Origin of the sequence: Sulfitobacter aestuarii (assembly GCF_042685005.1) — a bacterium.
GTDB classification, from domain to species: Bacteria; Pseudomonadota; Alphaproteobacteria; order Rhodobacterales; family Rhodobacteraceae; genus Sulfitobacter; species Sulfitobacter aestuarii.
Genome location: NZ_JBHUMP010000009.1, coordinates 111953 through 129967 on the forward strand (window position 1 = coordinate 111953; position 18015 = coordinate 129967).

Below are 18015 nucleotides of genomic sequence, written 5' to 3' on the forward strand. Positions count from 1 at the left end.
CGTGACAAATCGGAAACAATGACATGGGCCCGCCCCCGACTTTTGCCACTTTCGCCAAACTTGTGACATGTTTCCCGGCGAGATTGTTGGCAAGACCGAATGCTGTCCGATGACCTGGAGATGTAGCGATGAAAATTCTTGCCGTTGATGACGATCCGATCATCCTCGAATTGCTGGTGCAATTCATGGAGGCCATCGGCGATCATGATCTGGTCACCGCCAACTCGGGTCAGGAAGCGCTGGAGATCATCAAGACCGCCGAGATCGACCGCTTCGACTGTTTCATGCTCGACATCCAGATGCCCGCAATGGACGGGATCGAGCTGGCCGGGCGTATCCATGCAACCGCGCGCTATGCCGATGCGCCGATCCTGATGCTGACGGCCATGTCGGAGAAGCGCTATATCGACTCCGCCTTTGCCGCGGGCGCGACCGATTATGTCACCAAGCCTTTCGAAATCTCCGAGTTGTCGGCCCGCATCCGCGTCGTTGCCGATCTGGTCAAGGCACGCCAATCGCGCACCAAGAAGATCTTCTCCACGCAGGCGCTGAACCAGAGGGCCGGAGAAAACACCGGCACCGCGCTGCACGAACCGCTCACGCTGCATGATGTGGACAATGTGATCGAATGTATCGCGATGGAAAATTACGTTGCGCAGCTGTCGCGCTCGGCGCTGTTCGGGTCCACCGTCTTCGGTTTCACGATCCGCCAGATCGAGGCCTTTCATGCCGAGATGAGCGCCTTCGAGTTTCGCAGCCTGATCGAGGACACCGCCGAGGTGATTTCCGACACGCTGATGGGGCGCCAGTTTCTGATGTCCTACTCGGGCAACGGCACTTTCGTCTGCATCGTCGAAAGCGGCTGGCGCCCGGATATGGCCGGTTTGATGGATCAGGTGAACCTGTCGTTGTCACGCAGCGAGCTCTATGACAATTCCGGCCAGCGCATCGAGCCGCGGGTCTGCACCGGCGAGGCGATCCGCCTGGTCTGGAAGACCGGCGATCAGGTGATGGACGCGCTCGCGCAGGCACAGGCCAGCGCCGAACAGGCGGCAATCAATTATGAACGCTCGATGAGCGACCTGTTCCAATACGGCAGGATTGCGTGACCAGCACGGCGAAACCGCAACTTCCGGGACTCGAGCGGATCCGTGCGCGGTTCGTGCTCATGCTGTCCAACCGGCAGGCGCAGATCGCCGAACACGCGCTTTCCGCCTGGGATGGCGAGACGCTGGAAGACATCAACGGCAATCTTGCCGCCGCTCAGGCGATCCTCCACCAGATCGCCGGCAGTGCCGGGTCGATCGGCCTGCCCGAACTCGGCCGCTCTGCGCGCGATTGCGAATTGGCGATCGCCAGACATCTCGAAGGGCCGGATGCCGATCTCGCCATCTGTCCGGGTGAGTTGATCCATCAGCTCGACGGTTTCGTGCTGCTGTGCCTGCGGATCACCGGCAGCGAGACCGCCGCGCAGGACTCCTGAATACCGTTAACCGCCAACCACAGGGCATTTCTTCCCGCCGCTTCCCGGGTCGCTCGTATCGCTTTGAACGCAGTGCTCCGGTAAAACTAACCAGCAGCAATACCCCGGATCAGCGAAAGCGCTTCCCCGCTCAGGCGGGGTTGGCCATCGCCGCCTTGATCTGATCACCAAGCGACATCGGATCGAAAGGCTTGCTGATCACGTCGGCGGCGCCCATGGCGCGCAGCTCCTCGAGCTCGGCATGCTGGGCCCGCGCGGTCATGAAGATCGCCGGCACGTCCTTCAGGGCGGCGACCTCGCGCAGACGGGTCAGGGTTTCCTTGCCGGTCATGCCCGGCATCATCATGTCGAGCACCATGACATCGGGCGCGAAGGCCTCAGCCGCATCGAGCGCGTCTTGGCCGGACACGCATTGCATCACCTCGAAATCGCCGGAAATTTCCAGCGCCATCTTGGCAATCTCGCGGATATCCGCGTCATCCTCGACATGAAGTAACTTGATCATCTTCTCTCCACCCTTCAGCCCGCAACACGCAGCGCCGTCGGGCCTGACTTCTCTGTCGCCTGCGCGGAATCGTTTGGCAGGGTAAAGTAGAACGTCGTCCCCTCTCCCTCCCGGCTTTCAAAACCGATGTCTCCGTCTAGATTCTCAACGATCGCTTTGCAAATGCTCAATCCGAGCCCGGTGCCACCCTTGGCGGCCCGGTCGGAATTGGTCATATCGGCAAAACGTTCGAAAATCTTGTGGCTGTCCTTGGCCGGAATGCCCAGCCCCTCATCCTCGACATAGACCCGGACGCCGGTCTTATCCTCCACCAGCCCCACGGTGATCTTGCCATTCGGCCGCGAAAATTTCGACGCGTTGGACAGGAAGTTGGTGATCACCTGGATGATTCGGTTCGGGTCCGTCCGGACCCAGACCGGCGCCTCCGCGCCGATTGTCTCGATCCCGAGGTCGAAGCGCTGGCTGGCCACGACGGAGGCACGCACCGCTTCCTGCACGAGCTCCGCAAGGTCGACCCGCTGACATTCGAATTCGAGCCCGCCCGAGACGATCTTCTCGAGATCGAGGATATCATTGATGATCAGCACGAGCCGCTCCGCGTTGCGGTGAGCGATCTCCAGCAGGTCTCGCGCCTTGGGCGGCAGATCACCGGCGGCATTCGACAGCAACAGCCCCATCGATCCCTTGATCGAGGTCAGCGGCGACCGCAGTTCATGGCTGACGGTGGAGATGAAATCGGCTTTCATCCGCTCCTGCGCCAAGCGTTCGGAAATATCCTGAATGACCACCAGTATGCGGTCATCCTCGCCGTCGATCTCGACCCGCTTGATATCCACCTCGAACTGGCTGCCGTTGAACTGCGCGGTGCATTGGCCCGAGGTCTCGCTCCCGTCCTGAATGCGCGCGCAGATCGCGGAGATGCAATCGACATCCAGTTCTTCGGCCAGGTCACTCAGCGACAGATCCTTGTAGGAAGCCTCGTCGAGCTTCATGCAATCAAGCGCGGTGCGGTTCATGTACTTGAACTGCAACGTGTCGACACCGAGCAACCAGATTCCGTCGCGCAGCTCGTGCAAGGCGGTGGAGTTGATCTTCTCGAGCACGATGTTGTTGCACTTGGCAATGTCGCTGCGCACGCTGATCGAGCCCGACCACCTGCCCTCGTGATCAAAGAGGGGCATCACCGTCGATTGCGTCATCCGGGTTACCCCGTCGGCGCAGACCACCGGCGTCTCGCCTTTCCACACGCGGCCCTGGACCAGCTCGCCGCGGATCTTGATCGCGAGCGCTCGGTGGGTTTCGCCATAGAGCATCATCACCGGCTGCCCGATCAGCTGTTCGCGCCGGTAGCCGGAGAAAGCGAGCATCTCCTCATTGACCTCGGTGATGTTGTTTTGCGCATCGACCACATTGATCAGCGAATTGGTCGTCAGAGAGGCGAAGTTCTGGGCGACCGAGAATTCGGAGTGTTTCTCGTATTTCGATCCGCGCCTGCGGGAGGCCAACAGGGGGATCATTCCGGTCAATGCGATTGCCCCGGCGATCGGAGCATATGCCGTCAATGAAACCGGAAGAAACGCATAGGCGGCTACACACCATCCGATCGCAACGATACTGCCTGCAAATAAGATTCTGGCTTTATGTTCCGACAAACCAATTCGTACCATTCAATATTCCTCACCTTCAGGCCACCCCATCACCGTATAAATAAACGACATATCCCAGCGGCGGCTCCGGCGTTTTCTTGCAGATCAACTAGGCAAGATTAAGGCGGGAAAATGAATCACATTTACCTCAAAATCAAGCGTGGAATTCGTTCGGTGACCTCCTCGTCAGCACTTGTCTGCGCAAGCTTTCTGATCTGCTGGATGATGGCCGGGATATCCATCCGCGACTTGACCATGTTGTGCAGGACGCGCGTGTCTGCAACGCGGTCGGCGGCCGCCGACAACCCGATGATCTTCGCCCCGGGCTGGCGCGCGGCGATCTCGTCGAGCAGCGATCTCGCATTGCCGTCGGGCACGGTCCAGTCGAGCAGGCAGACATCCATCCGCTGCCTGCCAAGCGTCCGGCGCATCTCGGCCAGGGTCGTGACATTGGTCACCTCGGCCGTCTCGCCGAGACCGGCACGAATCACCTCCGCGAAGTCGAGATCATCCTCCAGATGCAGGATCTTGAGCGGCTCCCCGCCGCCCGTCTGGACAGAGCCAACGCCTTGTATAGGCTGCTCATCGCTGCGGACGACCGGGCAGGTGAACCAGAAGATCGTCGGGCCGCCTGCAACGCTTTCAAACCCGATGTTGCCGCCCTGCCGCCAGACGATCTGACGGGTGATATTGAGCCCGAGTCCGGTACCGCCCTTGGAACGCGTGTCCGATCCGTCCGCCTGCGTGAAGGCCTGGAAGATACGCGGCTTGAAGCTCTCCGGCACCCCGGGACCGAAGTTCTGAACGAAGATGATCGCGTCATTTTTGATCCGTTCGATGCGGATCACCACGTCGGTCTGATCCGAGGAATACTTGCAGGCATTGGAGATGAGATTTGCCAATACCTGCTTGGTGCGGCTGGCGTCGGCGTGAATCCTCAGGTCCGGCGCCTTTGCCTCGACAACCAGCTTGTTCCCATGCTGCATGGCGAATGGTAACATTTCTGTTATCGAAGAATCTATCAGTTCCGAAAGGTTAATACTTTCGAAATTGAATGTGACTTCTCCCGAGGAAATCTTTTCGAGATCGAGTATATCGTTAACGATTGTGGCAAGACGATCGGCATTTGTTCTCGCGATTTCAATCAGGCGAGTCACCGCAGGTTTTATTTCATGACTTGCCGTAGCGTCAATAAGCCCGAGCGCGCCTTTTATCGAGGTCAGCGGCGTACGCAATTCATGGCTGACCGTCGAAACGAATTCGCTCTTGACCTGCTCCATCTTCTTCTGATCGGTGATATCGACAATCTGCGCGATGAAGACATTGGCCTGCAGGTTCTTGTCATAGGTCCATGAGACATTGAACAGCCCCCAGCGGCGGCTGCCGTCCTTGGCGATGATTTGGTGTTCGCCCCGATAGCTGCGTGCGCCCTTGCTTTGTTCAAGCTCCGCAACGCCGCGGTACATGCGCTTCATATCCTCATGCACCAGCAGATCCGCGATCCGCTTGCCAAGCAGTTCCGCCTCGTCGTAACCGCCCAGAGCGCAGAGCGCGTCATTGACCAAGACGAAGCCGCCCCTGTGATTCATCAGCGCCATGCCGACAGGTGCCTCCTTCAGCACCATGCGGAAGCGCTCCTCGCTCGCCTCCAACGCATTGCGCGAATGGCGCAGATCGGTCACATCGGTCTGCGCGCCGACGAGACGCATGGCCCGGCCGGTACCCGAGCGTTCGACCGCGACCGCATCGGAACGCATCCAGCGCCATTCATCACCGAAACGGAGCCGGTATTCCGCAATCGAGCGATCCGCCTCGCCCTCGATACAGAGCCGGTCGGCCTCCTCCACCAGCGGCAGATCATCGGGATGAATCCGGGATTTGAAATGTGCCTGGCTGTCGAAACCGTCACCGCGGTCCTCGGTGTCCATGATCTCGTGCCAGGTCTCGGAAACGATGGATTTTCCGGCCACCAGATCGACATCGAAAATGCCGATCCGCGCCCCGGCGATCGCCAGGTCGTAGCGCCGTCTCGTATCCTCGACCGCCTTGTGCGCGTTGAGTTCCGCGGTCACGTCCCGCACGATTGCCGTAACCCGGGCGCTGCCGTTGGCGGCGCGCCAGCTGTTGGTCTGCACGTCAAGCTTCAGCGCCATTCCGGACTTGCTGATCCCGGTGGCGTTGTAACCTTCCGTCGCCTCTTGGGCATCGCGGATGCGATCGACAAAGGCGTCGAAATCGCGGCCGGTCATCTCGCCGAACGTATGGCCGAAAAGGGCCAGACCCGCCTGGTTCACGAAAAGGATCTCCCCCGTCCCGTCGAGGATGAACACTGCCGCCACGGCGTTCTCGATGATCGAGCGGTTCTCGTCCTCCCGCGCGCTCAGTTCACGCGCCCGCACCGCGGCAAGCTCGGCCAGCGCGTCGCCGCGCAGCCGCATGGACTTCAGCGCAAAGGCCAGCAGCGCCGTCAGCAACAGACCCGCGCTCAGCAGGATCAGCGGCACGGTGCTGTTGGCCGCACGATCGAAAGCCGGGGTGCTGGTGTAGCTCAGCGTCCAGGGGCGGCCATAGAAGGTGACCTGATGCGCGGCATTGAAACGCCCGTTGGCGACATCCTGCGGGCGGCCCTGATAGATCAGCCGATCAGGCGCCGCGCCGGTGCCGTCATGGACCGCGAGGAAGTAATCGCGGCCCTGCGCCGGGGTCAGCCCGTTCAGCAGGTTCTTTCCGACGAAAGGTGCATAGACATAGCCCACGAGCTCACGCGCCGAGGCGGGCAGGTCCGCCTGCCGCCCGGTCATGTCATAGACCGGGCGCAGCAGCAGGAAACCCGGCTGCTTGCTCTCGTCCTGCACCAGCAGGATCCGCGGCGTGAGCTGCGGCTCACCGGTCTGGCGCGCGATCGCTGCCGTGGTGCGCCGCCCTTCCTCGAAAGCGATATCGAGCGCCAGCGCCTCGATATTGGCGGCCAGCGGCGCGATGAACTTGATGATCAGCCGCTCGGGCTGGTCGGTATCGGGGTGGATGGTGAAGCCTTCATGCAGGAGGCCGCGATTGCGCCGCAGGAATTCCGCCTCCTCCCCTGCCTTCACCGGGGCGATGAAGCCGACGCCACTGATCCCCGGCAGCAGGTTCCGGATATCGAGCTCGCTGACGAAAGAGTCGAATTCGACCGCCGATACATTTTCGGAAGCGTTGAAAAAGGCCGCCGCGCCGTTCAGGCTCTGCAGATAGGTGGAGAAGCGCGTCTGCAGGCTCTTGACGCCATCCTGCGTCATTTCCTTGAACTCGCGCGTCGCCGCCGCATCGGCAACCGATTTCGCATAGAAATAGGCGCCGCCGCTCAATGCCAGGCATGTCAGGACCAACAGGATTTCCAACCGGCGAAACAATACAGATACTTCCTTGCTTCTCCAGCAGGTCAACCGCGCCGGGCCGTCACAGGACCCCGCATCTGACCTTCAACACATCAACGACTACGCAGTCACCTTATGGAGAATGGCCCCTTCGGACAACGTCTAATTCCGCCACGCCCCATCACGCGGCAGTGAGTTGCCGGCGCAACGGCTCAGCGCCGCTGAAGCCGCGCACGCAGCCGTGCCCATTCGCCCGGCGCGAACATGAAGCTGAGCCCGAAGCCGCAGAAGAAACCGAACAATTCAGCGACCCAGAGGGTGCCCGCCTCAAAGAAAATGCCCCAGAAAAGCTGCAGCGCCATCAGCAGGCCGATGAGGGTGAACGCCCGGTATTGCTCGTGCCCCCGCCCGGCCAGCTGCCGCCACATCACGAAGGAATAGCCGCCGATCAACCCGTATACATTCGGATAGGCACCGCTCACCCAGACCGGATCATCAAGCAGGAGCGCATAGATCACCGCGCCGAAGATGCCCGAGGCGAAGAAGATCGCCGTCACCGCGACCTGCCCCATCGCTTCGGCAACCAGCTTGCCGAGGGCCAGCAGCAGCACCATGGCAAAGACCGCATGGGTAAAGCCAAGATGGATGAAGGGGTAGGTCACCAGCCGCACGAGCTGCATCAGCGGCCATTGCCCATTGGCCAGCATCCAGTCGAAGATGTCGCCGGAAAAGCCGTATTCGCGGATCAGCCCGAGCCGCCAGCCGATCGCCCCAGGCCCGCCGATCAGCCCCGCCTCGCCCAGCGACAGCCCGGCCTCGACCCCGGCCATGGCCAGGAACAGCAGGATCACCACCGGCGGCAGCGGATTGACGGGCGGCTGGAAATTGGGGTCTTGCATGGGCGCTCCTTGACGGGGTTCGCGGCCATGGGTAATCCCTACGCGCAGTCAAATCCAGCCCCGAGGTACGCCCGATGAGCAAGACCGAATTCACACCGCGCGTATTCTCCGGCATCCAGCCGTCGGGCGATCTGCATCTGGGCAACTATCTCGGCGCATTGAAGCGCTTCGCCGACGCGCAGGATCAGGGCATCCAGTCGATCTATTGCATGGTCGATCTGCACGCGATCACCGTGCCGCAGAAACCCGAGGACCTCAAACGCAGCACCCGCGAACTCTGCGCCGGTTTCATCGCCTCGGGCATCGACCCGCAGAAGTCGATCCTGATCAACCAGAGCCAGGTGCCCGAACATGCCCAGCTTGCCTGGATCTTCAACTGCGTCGCGCGCATGGGCTGGATGGGCCGGATGACCCAGTGGAAGGACAAGGCGGGCAAGAATGCCGAGGCCGCGAGCCTCGGGCTCTTTGCCTATCCGGCGCTGATGGCCGCCGACATCCTGGTCTATCATGCCACCCATGTGCCGGTCGGCGAGGATCAGAAACAGCATCTGGAGCTGACCCGCGACATCGCCGCGAAATTCAATCACGATTACGGCGTGGATTTCTTTCCGCTCACCGAGCCGGTGATCGAAGGGGCGGCGACGCGGGTGATGTCGCTGCGCGACGGATCGAAGAAAATGTCGAAATCCGATCCGTCGGACGCCAGCCGCATCAACCTCAGCGACGACGCCGACACGATCGCCAAGAAGATCCGCAAGGCCAAGACCGATCCGGATGCCCTGCCTTCCGAAGCAAAGGGGCTGGAGGCGCGGCCCGAGGCACGCAACCTGGTCAACATCTATGCCGCCCTCAGCGATCAGAGCGTCGAGCAGGTGCTCTCGGAGGTCGGCGGGCAGCAATTCGGCACGTTCAAACCGCTGCTCGCGGAACTGGCCGTGACAAAAATGTCACCGATCACCAGCGAGATGACCCGGCTCATGGCCGATCCGGCGGAGATCGACCGGATTCTCGCCCATGGCGCCGCTCAAGCCCGCGAGATCACCGCGCCGATCCTGAGGAAAACCTACGAGATCGTCGGCATGGTCGGCTAGCACGGGCTGCGCATCTGCGCACAGCGCCTCTGCTGCCCGAACGCTGGACCTGCGTCGCCCGGGAGATCATCATGGCGGTGACTTCAGGAAAGGTGCCGCCATGCCCCCGTCTCATGCCTCCGTCGGCCATGTTCATCTCAAGGTCGCCGATCTCGACCGCGCTATCGCCTTTTACGGCGATATCCTCGGTTTCGATCTGACCCAGCGCTATGGCGAGGGCGCGGCCTTTCTCGGGGCCGGGGGTTATCATCATCACATCGGGCTCAACACCTGGGAAAGCGCTGGTGCCACGCCGCCACCGCCGGGGCATACCGGGCTCTATCATTCGGCGTTTCTCTATCCTGACCGGGTGAGCCTCGCCCGGGTCGTGCAACGGGTGCTAAACGCGGGGCTGACGCTCGACGGCGCGGCCGATCACGGGGTCAGCGAGGCGGTCTATCTGCGCGATCCTGATGGCAACGGGGTAGAGCTCTATTGCGACCGCGACCCGTCGGAATGGACCCGCGATGCGGCGGGCAAGCTGCGGATGGTCAATGAACCGCTCGACGTCCCGGCCCTGCTCGCATTGGCAGGCTGACAACACCGGGGCCATGGACAATACGCCGCTCCTCGGCCAGTTTCGCCACACGACAAGGCGGCACGGGGCGGATGACATGAGCACAGGATTTTTCTCGGACGAGCGCTGCTTCTGGCACGCAGGCGGAAATTATGCCTTCACCATGCCAATCGGTGGGCTGGTACAGCCGCAGGTCGGCGGTGGGCTGCCGGAAAACCCGGAGACCAAGCGGCGGTTGAAGAACCTCTTGGAGGTGACCGGGCTGATGGGCGAGCTGAACCTGCGCAGCGCCGAAATGGCCGGGCGCGAGACGCTCGAGCTTGTGCACCCCGCGGCCTATCTCGATGAATTCAAGCGCATGTCGGATGCGGGCGGCGGCGAGCTCGGACTGCGCACGCCCTTCGCGCAGGGCGGCTATGAGATCGCGGCGCTCTCTGCCGGTCTGGCGGTCGCTGCGGTCGAGATGGTCAGCCGCGGCGCGCTCACCAATGCCTATGCGCTGAGCCGCCCACCCGGCCATCACTGCCTACCCAATTTTCCCAACGGATTCTGCCTGCTGGCCAATATCGCCATCGCCATCGAAGCGGCGCGGGCACAGGGGCTGGTCCGGCGGGTCGCGGTGCTCGACTGGGATGTGCACCATGGCAACGGCACCGAGGCGATCTATTACGCGCGCGACGATGTCCTGACGATCTCGCTGCATCAGGAGGGCAATTACCCCCTCGATACCGGGGCGCTGGCCGATCGCGGCAAGGGTGCCGGTGAAGGTTATAACATCAACCTGCCGATGCATGCGGGCTCCGGTCATAGCGCCTATCTGCATGCAATGGACCGGGTGGTGATCCCGGCGATCGAGGCGTTCAAACCCGACCTGATCATCGTCGCCTGCGGCTATGATGCCGCCATCGTCGACCCGCTCGCAAGAATGCAGGCCACTGCCGAGACCTTCGCGGCGATGACCGCGCGCATCAAGACACTGGCCGAACGCCTCTGCGGCGGGCGGCTTGTCCTCGTTCACGAAGGCGGCTATTCGGAGGCCTATGTGCCGTTTTGCGGCCACGCCACCATCGCCACTCTGGCAGGCAGCACCATCACCGCGCCGGACCCGCTGGCAGTCAATTTCAGGGCCCGCCAGCCCAGTCCGGCCTTCGACGCCTTCCTGCGCCGCTCGATCGACGAGATGGCCGGGATGCTGGGATTTTAAGAGATGACCGACATGAGCAAACCGAATGCCGAGGCCATGGCCTTTCTGCAGACCCGCCGTTCGCGCCCGGCCAAGACCCTAGGCCTGCCGGTGCCCACCGTCGAGGACCTGCGCCCGGTGCTCACCGCTGCCGCGCGCAGCCCGGATCACGGCAAGCTTGAACCCTGGCGTTTCATCGTGATCGAAGGCGCCGCCATGGCACGGCTGGCGGGGGTCGTGCAGGACCGGGGCGCCGCCCTGGAGCTTGGCGCAGAGCAGATCGCCAAGGGCCGCAGCCAGTTCGATCAGGGCAACCTGGCCGTGACGGTAATCGAGGTACAGCGGCCGTCGGAGAAGGTTCCACCGCTGGAGCAGACCTATTCCGCCGGGGCCGTCTGCCTGTCATTGCTGAATGCCGCGCTGGCCGCCGGATGGGGCGCCAACTGGCTGACCGGCTGGTGTGCCCATGACCGCGACTTCATGCGCGCGGCCCTTGATCTCGAAGATCACGAGCGCATCGCCGGTTTCATCCATATAGGAACCGAGACCGCGACCCCGCCCGAACGCCCCCGTCCCGACATTGAGAGCATCACCACATGGCTTTCCCGCTGATCCTGCGCGCTTTCGCACTCACCCTGGGACAATTGTCGGACCCGCGTTTCCGCCGGGTTCTGTTTCTCGGTATCCTGCTGTCGCTGGTCCTGCTCACCGGCCTCACCTTCGGCCTGTTCTGGCTTGTCGGCTGGGTCACCGGGGAGACCGCCGCGCTGCCGCTGATCGGCGAGGTGGCATGGCTCGATGACCTGTTCAGTTGGGGCGCGGTGCTGCTGATGGCGTTGCTGTCGGTGTTCCTGATGGTTCCCGTCGCCTCGGCGATCATCTCGTTCTTTCTCGACGATGTGGCCGAGGCGGTCGAAGAGGTACATTACCCGCACCTGCCCGCCGCCACGCCGGTCCCTCTGGGCGATACCCTGCGCGATACGGTCAATTTTCTCGGCGTGCTGATCGGCGCCAATCTGGTGGCGCTGGTATTCTACCTGATCTTCGCCCCGGCCGCGCTGTTCATCTTCTGGGCGCTGAACGGGTTCCTGCTGGGACGTGAATATTTCACCCTCGCGGCAATCCGCCGCGTCGGACGCACCCGTGCCCGGCAATTACGCCGTCGTCACAGCGGCACGATCTGGCTGGCCGGGGTGGCAATGGCGGTGCCCTTGTCCATCCCCCTGCTCAACCTGGTGATTCCGATCCTCGGCGCGGCGAGTTTTACCCACCTTTTCCATTTGCTATTATCTCCGCAGGATAAAGCCAGCGTTCCAGATCCGCGCTACTGATCCAACCCGAGAGGATGATCACCGCGAAGATTGACCAGAGCACGATCGACGCGAACGTGGTCCAGAGCGCCTTCTTCTTCAGGTGATGCTGCTCCGGTGCCCCGGCATGCGTGCCGGGCACGAGCACGCCCGCATCGCCCTGGGTCTGCACCTTGATCGGCAGGGCGATCAAGAAGGTCATGAACCAGGTGACCGCGAAGAGGACGATACCGGAAACGATTCCCATGATCAGACCTCCTCAAGCTCGACGAGGGCGCCGTTGAAGTCCTTGGGATGCAAAAACAGAACCGGCTTGCCATGTGCGCCGATCTTGGGTTCGCCGCTGCCCAGCACCCGCGCGCCGCTCGCCTTCAGCTTGTCCCGCGCCGCCAGGATGTCCTCGACCTCATAGCAGATATGATGGATGCCCCCGGCCGGGTTCTTGTCGAGAAACCCCTGGATCGGGCTGTCCGCGCCGAGCGGATTGAGCAATTCGATCTTGGTATTGGGCAACTCGATGAAAATGACCCGCACACCGTGGTCGGGCTCGTCCTGCGGCGCGCCGACCTGCGCTCCGAGCGCATTGCGATACAGATCCGCGGCGGCCTCGAGATCGGGCACCGCGATGGCGACATGGTTCAGACGTCCAATCATCCGGTTTTCTCCTGTCAATGGTCTTGCACGGTCTTATGAGGGCAGCGGCGACGCGGTGCAATGCGTCACGTTAACCCGCTGTTAGCTCCCCGGGCCTAACCATTGAATCGGATGATGAGATGCGGGAGGCCAAGATGGACAAGACGGAACCCTTTTCAAGAACTCTTCCAGCGCCGACGGCAGCGCGGCCGCTGCTCGGCCTGACGGTCCTTGTCATCGAGGACAGCCGCTTCGCCTGCGAGGCGGTCCGCCTGCTCTGCCTGCGGTCGGGCGCAAGGATCAGACGTGCGGACAGCCTGCGTTCCGCCCGTCGGCATCTGCGGGTCTATCGCCCTTCGGTGATGATCGTCGATCTCGGCCTGCCGGACGGGAACGGAATCGATCTGATCCGAGACCTTAATCAGGCTCAGCCCCGGGTCGAGGCGTTGTTGGGAACCTCCGGCGACGTGCATCTCGAATCTGCAGCGCTGGAAGCAGGCGCCGACGGGTTCCTCGGCAAGCCGGTCACCTCGCTGGCGACGTTTCAGGAGCTCATACTCTCCGCCCTGCCCCCCGAGCGCCACCCGCCCGGTCCGCGACGGCTCAGCGATGAAACCGTGGCGCCGGACCGTATCGCTTTTCAGGATGACATGGCCCATATCGCCAACGTCCTCGACGATCCGCCCAATGAACATGCGCTCGATTACGTGGCGCAGTTCCTCAGCGGCCTGGCGCGCAGTGCGCAGGATGACGGACTCGAAAGGGCGGCAACCGCTTTGGCCCGCAAACGCGCCTCCGGCGAGCCGACGAGCTCCGAAACGGCAGCACTTGCCGGGTTGATCCAGAACCGACTGTCCCAACCCATCGCGATCTGACCGCGAGCGACCCTTAGCCCGTGGACCATCTGCGCTGGCGGAGCCAAGTATGTGCAGGGAGCGGGATCACCGATGTTCGTGATCCAACTCCTCGTCGAAACGCCCGCCATCATCAGACGTTACCGCCGGGGAGAAGCAAGATGCGCAAACCTTATCGAAGTTTTCCGTCCTGCCGCAATCTCCCGCATCTATTCCCCAATCGAGCCACAATCGCCGCCCATCCTCGATGCCAGGGCCAGCACTACTGGTCGCAAGTCCGGAGGTATCATGCGCCGATCGAAGAAACCTTTCCGCCCTGGCAGGAACAGCAGCCACGGGGCGGACTGGATCATCCTGACCGCCGCCGCGCTCGGCTGCGCCATCGTGCTCATCGCCTCGATCCATGCGGGCGATCGCGGGTTGGCGGCGCATCTCGGCAGCTACATCTCGCCGACCCGGTATTTCTGAGCGCGATCAGACGTCACGGCGGGATCCGCGCAATTCTCCATTTCGGCACTGCCTTTGGCCTGCACGGCCTGTGTCGCGCGCCTATCGCGGTCAGATGCTTGTCCAGACTGGGTTTCACGGGCGCTCCGGGAACCTCGGCAATTGCCCGGCGTTCTCAGATAAAGCCCTGAAAGGAATGACGATGCCCTCCATCTATGACACTATCAAAGCCGATCACCAGGATCACCGCGACCTGCTCGACCGGATCGCCCAGACAAGCGGCGACAGCACGGAGCGGCGTGAGGCCTGGGATACATTCTATCAGGACGTGAAATCCCACGCAGCCGCGGAGGAAGAAACCTTTTATTCAAAGCTGATGGCCCAGACCTGGGGTCAGGATGCGGCGCGTCATTCGGTGCATGAGCATCAGCAGATGGATGACATCATGGAAGAGCTCAACGAGATGGATATGGCGTCCTCGGGCTGGATCACCAGGTTCAGGACGCTGAAACATGACTACGAACACCATATGGACGAGGAAGAGAACGAGGTCTTCAGCCGCGCCAAGGAAGTGATCGGCGAGGAAGAGAACGATGCCTATGGCGCGAAATTCGAAGCGCGCAAGAGGGAGGAACGCAAGCTGATCGACGAGAAACGCGAGGATTCTCTGGAAGACTGACCCCGGCTATCGCAAAGCAAAAGGCCGCCCCGGTGGAGCGGCCTCCTATCGGTTGGACTTAGCGGGATTACTCCTGCGGAATGACCCGCAGCCCCAGTTCCATCAACTGATCCGAGGCAGGTTCGCTCGGCGCATTCATCATCAGGTCCTCGGCACGCTGGTTCATCGGGAACAGGATCACCTCGCGGATGTTCTGCTCTTCCGCCAGCAGCATCACGATCCGGTCGATGCCCGCGGCGCAGCCACCATGCGGCGGGGCGCCGTAATGGAAGGCGTTGACCAGCCCGCCAAACCGCTTGCGCACTTCCTCCTCACCGTAACCGGCGATCTCGAAAGCCTTGAACATGATCTCGGGCCGGTGGTTCCGGATGGCGCCAGATACCAGCTCGTAGCCGTTGCAGGCGAGGTCGTATTGATAGCCCAGCACCTGCAGCGGGTCGCCCTGCAGCGCCTCCATACCGCCCTGCGGCATGGAGAACGGATTGTGCTCGAAATCGATCCTGCCGGTCTCCGGGTCCTTTTCGTAGATCGGGAAATCGACGATCCACGCGAAGGCAAAACGATCCTTGTCGGTCAGACCCAGCTCTTCGCCGATGACGTTGCGCGCGCGGCCCGCGACCGCCTCGAAGCTCTTGGGCTTGCCGCCAAGGAAAAACGCCGCGTCGCCGACACCGAGGCCCAGCTGCTGGCGGATCGCCTCTGTCCGCTCGGGGCCGATGTTCTTGGCCAAGGGGCCGGCCGCCTCCATGCCTTCGCCCTGATCGCGCCAGAAGATATAGCCCATACCGGGCAGCCCTTCCTTTTGCGCGAAGGCATTCATCCGGTCGCAGAACTTGCGGCTGCCGCCTGTCGGCGCAGGGATCGCGCGGATTTCAGTGCCGTCCTGCTCCAGCAGTTTGGCGAAGATCGCAAACCCGGAACCGCGGAAATGCTCGGACACCACCTGCATCTTGATCGGGTTGCGCAGGTCGGGCTTGTCGGAGCCATACCAGAGCGCGGCATCCTTGTAGGAGATCTGCTCCCATGTCTCGTCGACCTTCTTGCCGCCGCCAAATTCTTCGAAGATGCCCGCGATCACCGGCTGGATCGTGTCAAACACGTCCTGCTGGGTGACAAAGGACATCTCCATGTCGAGCTGGTAGAAATCGGTGGGCGAGCGGTCGGCGCGCGGGTCCTCATCGCGGAAGCAGGGCGCGATCTGGAAATACTTATCGAACCCCGAGACCATCAGAAGCTGCTTGAACTGCTGGGGCGCCTGCGGCAGCGCGTAGAACTTGCCCGGATGCAGACGGCTCGGTACCAGGAAGTCGCGCGCGCCTTCGGGGGAGGAGGCGGTGATGATCGGCGTCTGGAACTCGCGGAAGTCCTGGTCCCACATGCGCTTGCGGATCGAGGCGACGACGTCGGAGCGCAGCTTCATGTTCTCCTGCATCTTCTCGCGGCGCAGGTCGAGATAGCGATAGCGCAGGCGGGTTTCCTCGGGATATTCCTGCTCGCCGAAAACCTGCAGCGGCAGCTCTTTGGATTCACCCAGGATCTCGATGTCGCGTACGAAAACCTCGATCTCGCCGGTCGGGATCTTCGGGTTCACCAGTTCTGGGTCACGCGCCTTCACCTCGCCGTCGATGCGGATACACCATTCGGCGCGTACCTTCTCCACCTCAGCGAAGGCGGCGGAATCCGGGTCGCAGAGCACCTGCGTCATGCCGTAATGGTCGCGCAGATCGATGAACAGGATGCCGCCATGGTCGCGCACGCGGTGGACCCAGCCGGAGAGGCGCACGGTATCCCCGACGTTCTCCTTGCTCAGGTCAGCGCAGCTATGGGTGCGGTATTCATGCATGGCGGGTCCCTTCCGAGGGCTGAAAATTGTTCCGCGCAGGTACACAATTTGGGGCTTGGGAAGTCAAGGGCGCAGAGCGGTTTTGCGCCGCCGCTGCGCCATTAATCTGCGGAGTCCGCGTGGCTCAGAACCGCAGCGACAGGCGGCTGCCCGCGGCGGTCAGACCGTTCTCCAGCGTCCCGTCGAGCTGCGAGGCGGCGGCGGCCATGAGGTTCGATCCGAGGTTGGGCACGGCCTGTCCGTCGGGGCTATCTCGTGAACCCTTGCCGTTGTCCTGGCAATCGAGGTGCAGTTCCGCACCCTTTTGCGCAAGGCGGATATCGATCCGGCCGGTCTCGCTGTCGGTGAAGGCATGTTTGATCGAATTGGCGATGAACTCGCTGATCACGAAACCGAGGGCCGCGGCGGCATTGGCGCGCAGGGAAATATTATCGAACTGTCCGTCGATCACGATATTGTCGGGGGCCGATTGTTCAAGCAGCGCGATCACCCGGTCGAGATAGGCTTTGGCATCGACCTGGCCGTTCTGGTCAGTGCCCTGCAATTCGCTGTGCAGCGCGGCGACCGCATCGATACGGCGCAACACCGCGTCGAATGCTTCGAGCGCCTGGGGGTCGCTCAGGTTGCGGCCATAGAGCCGTACCACCGAGGAAAGGGTCTGCAGCGAATTCTTCACCCGGTGATCGGCCTCGCGCGCCAGTATCGCCTGGTTCTTCAGTGCCAGCCGCAATTCGAGCTGTTTCATCACCTGTCGGGACAGCACTTCCAGCGCCTTGCGCTGCAGCGGGTCGAGGTGGCCCGGCTTGTTGTCGAGCACGCAGAGCGTGCCGATGGGCAGACCGTTGGGCGCCACCAATTGCACCCCGGCATAGAAACGCAGCCCTTCGGCGGCCGTGCAGAGAGGGTTGTCCGCCATCCGCGGATCGCTCAGCGTATCAGGGATTTCGACGAAGCCATCGTCGAGAATCACATGCGAGCAGATCGAGGTGGCCACCGGCGTCTCGCGCGCGCCGAGCCCGACCTCGGCCTTGAACCACTGGCGCGTGTCATCAATCAGGTTGATCACCGAAATCGGTGCGGCGCAGAGCTCCGAGGCGAGCGCGACGATCTCGTCGAAATCCTCTTCCCGGGGCGTGTCCAGAATATCATAGGAGCGCAACGTGCGCAGCCGCTCGGCCTCTTTCGGATGGGGCGCCGCAATCATCGGTCGTGTCCTTCTATCCGCGATAAATCACAATCACTGCCTATCCGCGATAAATCACAATCACTGCTGATCGATATTCCGGGAGGAGATAACCTGTTGGGACAGGTTGACAACTCACCGGGGCATTCCTGCCCAAAAGGGCCATAACCGGCGGGCTTGGCAATTACAATCAGGTGCCGGTCGGGCTGTGCAGGAATTGCAGGATCGCGTCCGAACAGCGACAAAACAGCGCGCATTCCGGGGAGCCCTCCGACGCGGCAGCCCTGTTCCTTCGAGGATAGGGGCGGCGAAATTGCGGAACCTAGGCCGCAAAGACACGAAAAGTG

18 protein-coding genes are annotated in these 18015 nt (G+C 62.2%); 10 read left to right on the forward strand and 8 right to left on the reverse strand.

The annotated features are described in order from the left end of the window. Window positions 1–128 precede the first annotated feature (128 nt). Both ACFSUD_RS11810 and ACFSUD_RS11815 read left to right on the forward strand, forming a co-directional pair. Window positions 129–1109 (forward strand): response regulator, encoded by a 981-nt coding sequence (locus ACFSUD_RS11810; protein ID WP_386374639.1) that lies wholly within the window; start codon window positions 129–131, stop codon window positions 1107–1109. Continuing rightward, window positions 1106–1483 (forward strand): Hpt domain-containing protein, encoded by a 378-nt coding sequence (locus ACFSUD_RS11815; RefSeq protein ID WP_386374641.1) that lies wholly within the window; start codon window positions 1106–1108, stop codon window positions 1481–1483. Before ACFSUD_RS11810 ends, ACFSUD_RS11815 begins: the two co-directional genes overlap by 4 nt. Before the next feature lie 130 nt (window positions 1484–1613). Here the strand turns inward: ACFSUD_RS11815 and ACFSUD_RS11820 are convergent, their stop codons facing one another. The 4 genes from ACFSUD_RS11820 to ACFSUD_RS11835 form a co-directional block, all read right to left on the reverse strand. After that, the gene (locus ACFSUD_RS11820; RefSeq protein WP_386374643.1) at window positions 1614–1988 is read right to left on the reverse strand and encodes a response regulator; all 375 of its coding nucleotides are present in this window, start codon (window positions 1986–1988) and stop codon (window positions 1614–1616) included. A gap of 14 nt (window positions 1989–2002) precedes the next feature. After that, window positions 2003–3493, reverse strand: a complete 1491-nt coding sequence (locus ACFSUD_RS11825; protein ID WP_386374645.1) for a PAS domain-containing sensor histidine kinase — start codon at window positions 3491–3493, stop codon at window positions 2003–2005. 284 nt (window positions 3494–3777) lie between these two features. Beyond that, a complete protein-coding gene (locus tag ACFSUD_RS11830) occupies window positions 3778–7002 on the reverse strand; it encodes a CHASE domain-containing protein (RefSeq protein ID WP_386374647.1) in 3225 nt (1074 codons plus the stop codon). A gap of 200 nt (window positions 7003–7202) precedes the next feature. Continuing rightward, window positions 7203–7889 carry a rhomboid family intramembrane serine protease gene (locus ACFSUD_RS11835; RefSeq protein WP_386374649.1) on the reverse strand — a complete coding sequence of 229 codons (687 nt, stop codon included), beginning with the start codon at window positions 7887–7889 and terminating at the stop codon, window positions 7203–7205. A gap of 74 nt (window positions 7890–7963) precedes the next feature. Between ACFSUD_RS11835 and trpS the strand changes: the two genes are divergently transcribed. The 5 genes from trpS to ACFSUD_RS11860 all read left to right on the forward strand — a co-directional run bounded on the left by trpS (window position 7964) and on the right by ACFSUD_RS11860 (window position 12050). Further along, window positions 7964–8980, forward strand: coding sequence for a tryptophan--tRNA ligase (gene trpS, locus ACFSUD_RS11840; protein ID WP_386374651.1), 1017 nt, complete (start codon window positions 7964–7966; stop codon window positions 8978–8980). 100 nt (window positions 8981–9080) lie between these two features. Continuing rightward, window positions 9081–9557, forward strand: a complete 477-nt coding sequence (locus ACFSUD_RS11845) for a VOC family protein (RefSeq protein WP_386374652.1) — start codon at window positions 9081–9083, stop codon at window positions 9555–9557. 76 nt (window positions 9558–9633) lie between these two features. Next, window positions 9634–10740 (forward strand): class II histone deacetylase, encoded by a 1107-nt coding sequence (locus tag ACFSUD_RS11850; RefSeq protein WP_386374731.1) that lies wholly within the window; start codon window positions 9634–9636, stop codon window positions 10738–10740. Between the two features lie 12 nt (window positions 10741–10752). Then, on the forward strand, window positions 10753–11331 hold the full coding sequence (locus tag ACFSUD_RS11855; RefSeq protein ID WP_386374654.1) for a nitroreductase family protein: 579 nt from the start codon (window positions 10753–10755) through the stop codon (window positions 11329–11331). Beyond that, on the forward strand, window positions 11316–12050 hold the full coding sequence (locus ACFSUD_RS11860) for an EI24 domain-containing protein (protein WP_386374656.1): 735 nt from the start codon (window positions 11316–11318) through the stop codon (window positions 12048–12050). Before ACFSUD_RS11855 ends, ACFSUD_RS11860 begins: the two co-directional genes overlap by 16 nt. Here the strand turns inward: ACFSUD_RS11860 and ACFSUD_RS11865 are convergent. Next, on the reverse strand, window positions 11983–12276 hold the full coding sequence (locus ACFSUD_RS11865) for a DUF1467 family protein (protein WP_386374658.1): 294 nt from the start codon (window positions 12274–12276) through the stop codon (window positions 11983–11985). The two genes, ACFSUD_RS11860 and ACFSUD_RS11865, sit on opposite strands and share 68 nt — an antisense overlap. 2 nt (window positions 12277–12278) lie before the next feature. Then, complete coding sequence (gene mce / locus ACFSUD_RS11870) at window positions 12279–12683, reverse strand: methylmalonyl-CoA epimerase (protein WP_386374660.1); 405 nt, start codon at window positions 12681–12683, stop codon at window positions 12279–12281. Window positions 12684–12817: 134 nt separating this feature from the next. Between mce and ACFSUD_RS11875 the strand changes: the two genes are divergently transcribed. The 3 genes from ACFSUD_RS11875 to ACFSUD_RS11885 all read left to right on the forward strand — a co-directional run bounded on the left by ACFSUD_RS11875 (window position 12818) and on the right by ACFSUD_RS11885 (window position 14642). Further along, window positions 12818–13537 carry a response regulator gene (locus ACFSUD_RS11875; protein WP_386374662.1) on the forward strand — a complete coding sequence of 240 codons (720 nt, stop codon included), beginning with the start codon at window positions 12818–12820 and terminating at the stop codon, window positions 13535–13537. 267 nt (window positions 13538–13804) lie between these two features. After that, on the forward strand, window positions 13805–13984 hold the full coding sequence (locus ACFSUD_RS11880; RefSeq protein WP_386374664.1) for a hypothetical protein: 180 nt from the start codon (window positions 13805–13807) through the stop codon (window positions 13982–13984). A gap of 181 nt (window positions 13985–14165) precedes the next feature. Further along, window positions 14166–14642 carry a hemerythrin domain-containing protein gene (locus ACFSUD_RS11885; RefSeq protein WP_386374666.1) on the forward strand — a complete coding sequence of 159 codons (477 nt, stop codon included), beginning with the start codon at window positions 14166–14168 and terminating at the stop codon, window positions 14640–14642. 67 nt (window positions 14643–14709) lie between these two features. Here the strand turns inward: ACFSUD_RS11885 and aspS are convergent, their stop codons facing one another. Beyond that, on the reverse strand, window positions 14710–16485 hold the full coding sequence (gene aspS, locus ACFSUD_RS11890) for an aspartate--tRNA ligase (protein WP_386374668.1): 1776 nt from the start codon (window positions 16483–16485) through the stop codon (window positions 14710–14712). 124 nt (window positions 16486–16609) lie between these two features. After that, the gene (locus ACFSUD_RS11895) at window positions 16610–17689 is read right to left on the reverse strand and encodes a sensor histidine kinase (protein WP_386374670.1); all 1080 of its coding nucleotides are present in this window, start codon (window positions 17687–17689) and stop codon (window positions 16610–16612) included. Window positions 17690–18015: the final 326 nt, after the last annotated feature.

Coding starts and splice junctions, on each gene's coding strand:
- ACFSUD_RS11880 (WP_386374664.1), top strand. CDS start 13,805: ATGCGCCGATCGAAGAAACCTTTCCGCCCTGGCAGGAACAGCAGCCAC.
- ACFSUD_RS11875 (WP_386374662.1), top strand. CDS start 12,818: ATGGACAAGACGGAACCCTTTTCAAGAACTCTTCCAGCGCCGACGGCA.
- ACFSUD_RS11855 (WP_386374654.1), top strand. CDS start 10,753: ATGAGCAAACCGAATGCCGAGGCCATGGCCTTTCTGCAGACCCGCCGT.
- ACFSUD_RS11885 (WP_386374666.1), top strand. CDS start 14,166: ATGCCCTCCATCTATGACACTATCAAAGCCGATCACCAGGATCACCGC.
- trpS (WP_386374651.1), top strand. CDS start 7,964: ATGAGCAAGACCGAATTCACACCGCGCGTATTCTCCGGCATCCAGCCG.
- ACFSUD_RS11845 (WP_386374652.1), top strand. CDS start 9,081: ATGCCCCCGTCTCATGCCTCCGTCGGCCATGTTCATCTCAAGGTCGCC.
- ACFSUD_RS11850 (WP_386374731.1), top strand. CDS start 9,634: ATGAGCACAGGATTTTTCTCGGACGAGCGCTGCTTCTGGCACGCAGGC.
- ACFSUD_RS11860 (WP_386374656.1), top strand. CDS start 11,316: ATGGCTTTCCCGCTGATCCTGCGCGCTTTCGCACTCACCCTGGGACAA.
- ACFSUD_RS11895 (WP_386374670.1), bottom strand. CDS start 17,689: ATGATTGCGGCGCCCCATCCGAAAGAGGCCGAGCGGCTGCGCACGTTG.
- ACFSUD_RS11810 (WP_386374639.1), top strand. CDS start 129: ATGAAAATTCTTGCCGTTGATGACGATCCGATCATCCTCGAATTGCTG.
- mce (WP_386374660.1), bottom strand. CDS start 12,683: ATGATTGGACGTCTGAACCATGTCGCCATCGCGGTGCCCGATCTCGAG.
- ACFSUD_RS11820 (WP_386374643.1), bottom strand. CDS start 1,988: ATGATCAAGTTACTTCATGTCGAGGATGACGCGGATATCCGCGAGATT.
- aspS (WP_386374668.1), bottom strand. CDS start 16,485: ATGCATGAATACCGCACCCATAGCTGCGCTGACCTGAGCAAGGAGAAC.
- ACFSUD_RS11835 (WP_386374649.1), bottom strand. CDS start 7,889: ATGCAAGACCCCAATTTCCAGCCGCCCGTCAATCCGCTGCCGCCGGTG.
- ACFSUD_RS11865 (WP_386374658.1), bottom strand. CDS start 12,276: ATGGGAATCGTTTCCGGTATCGTCCTCTTCGCGGTCACCTGGTTCATG.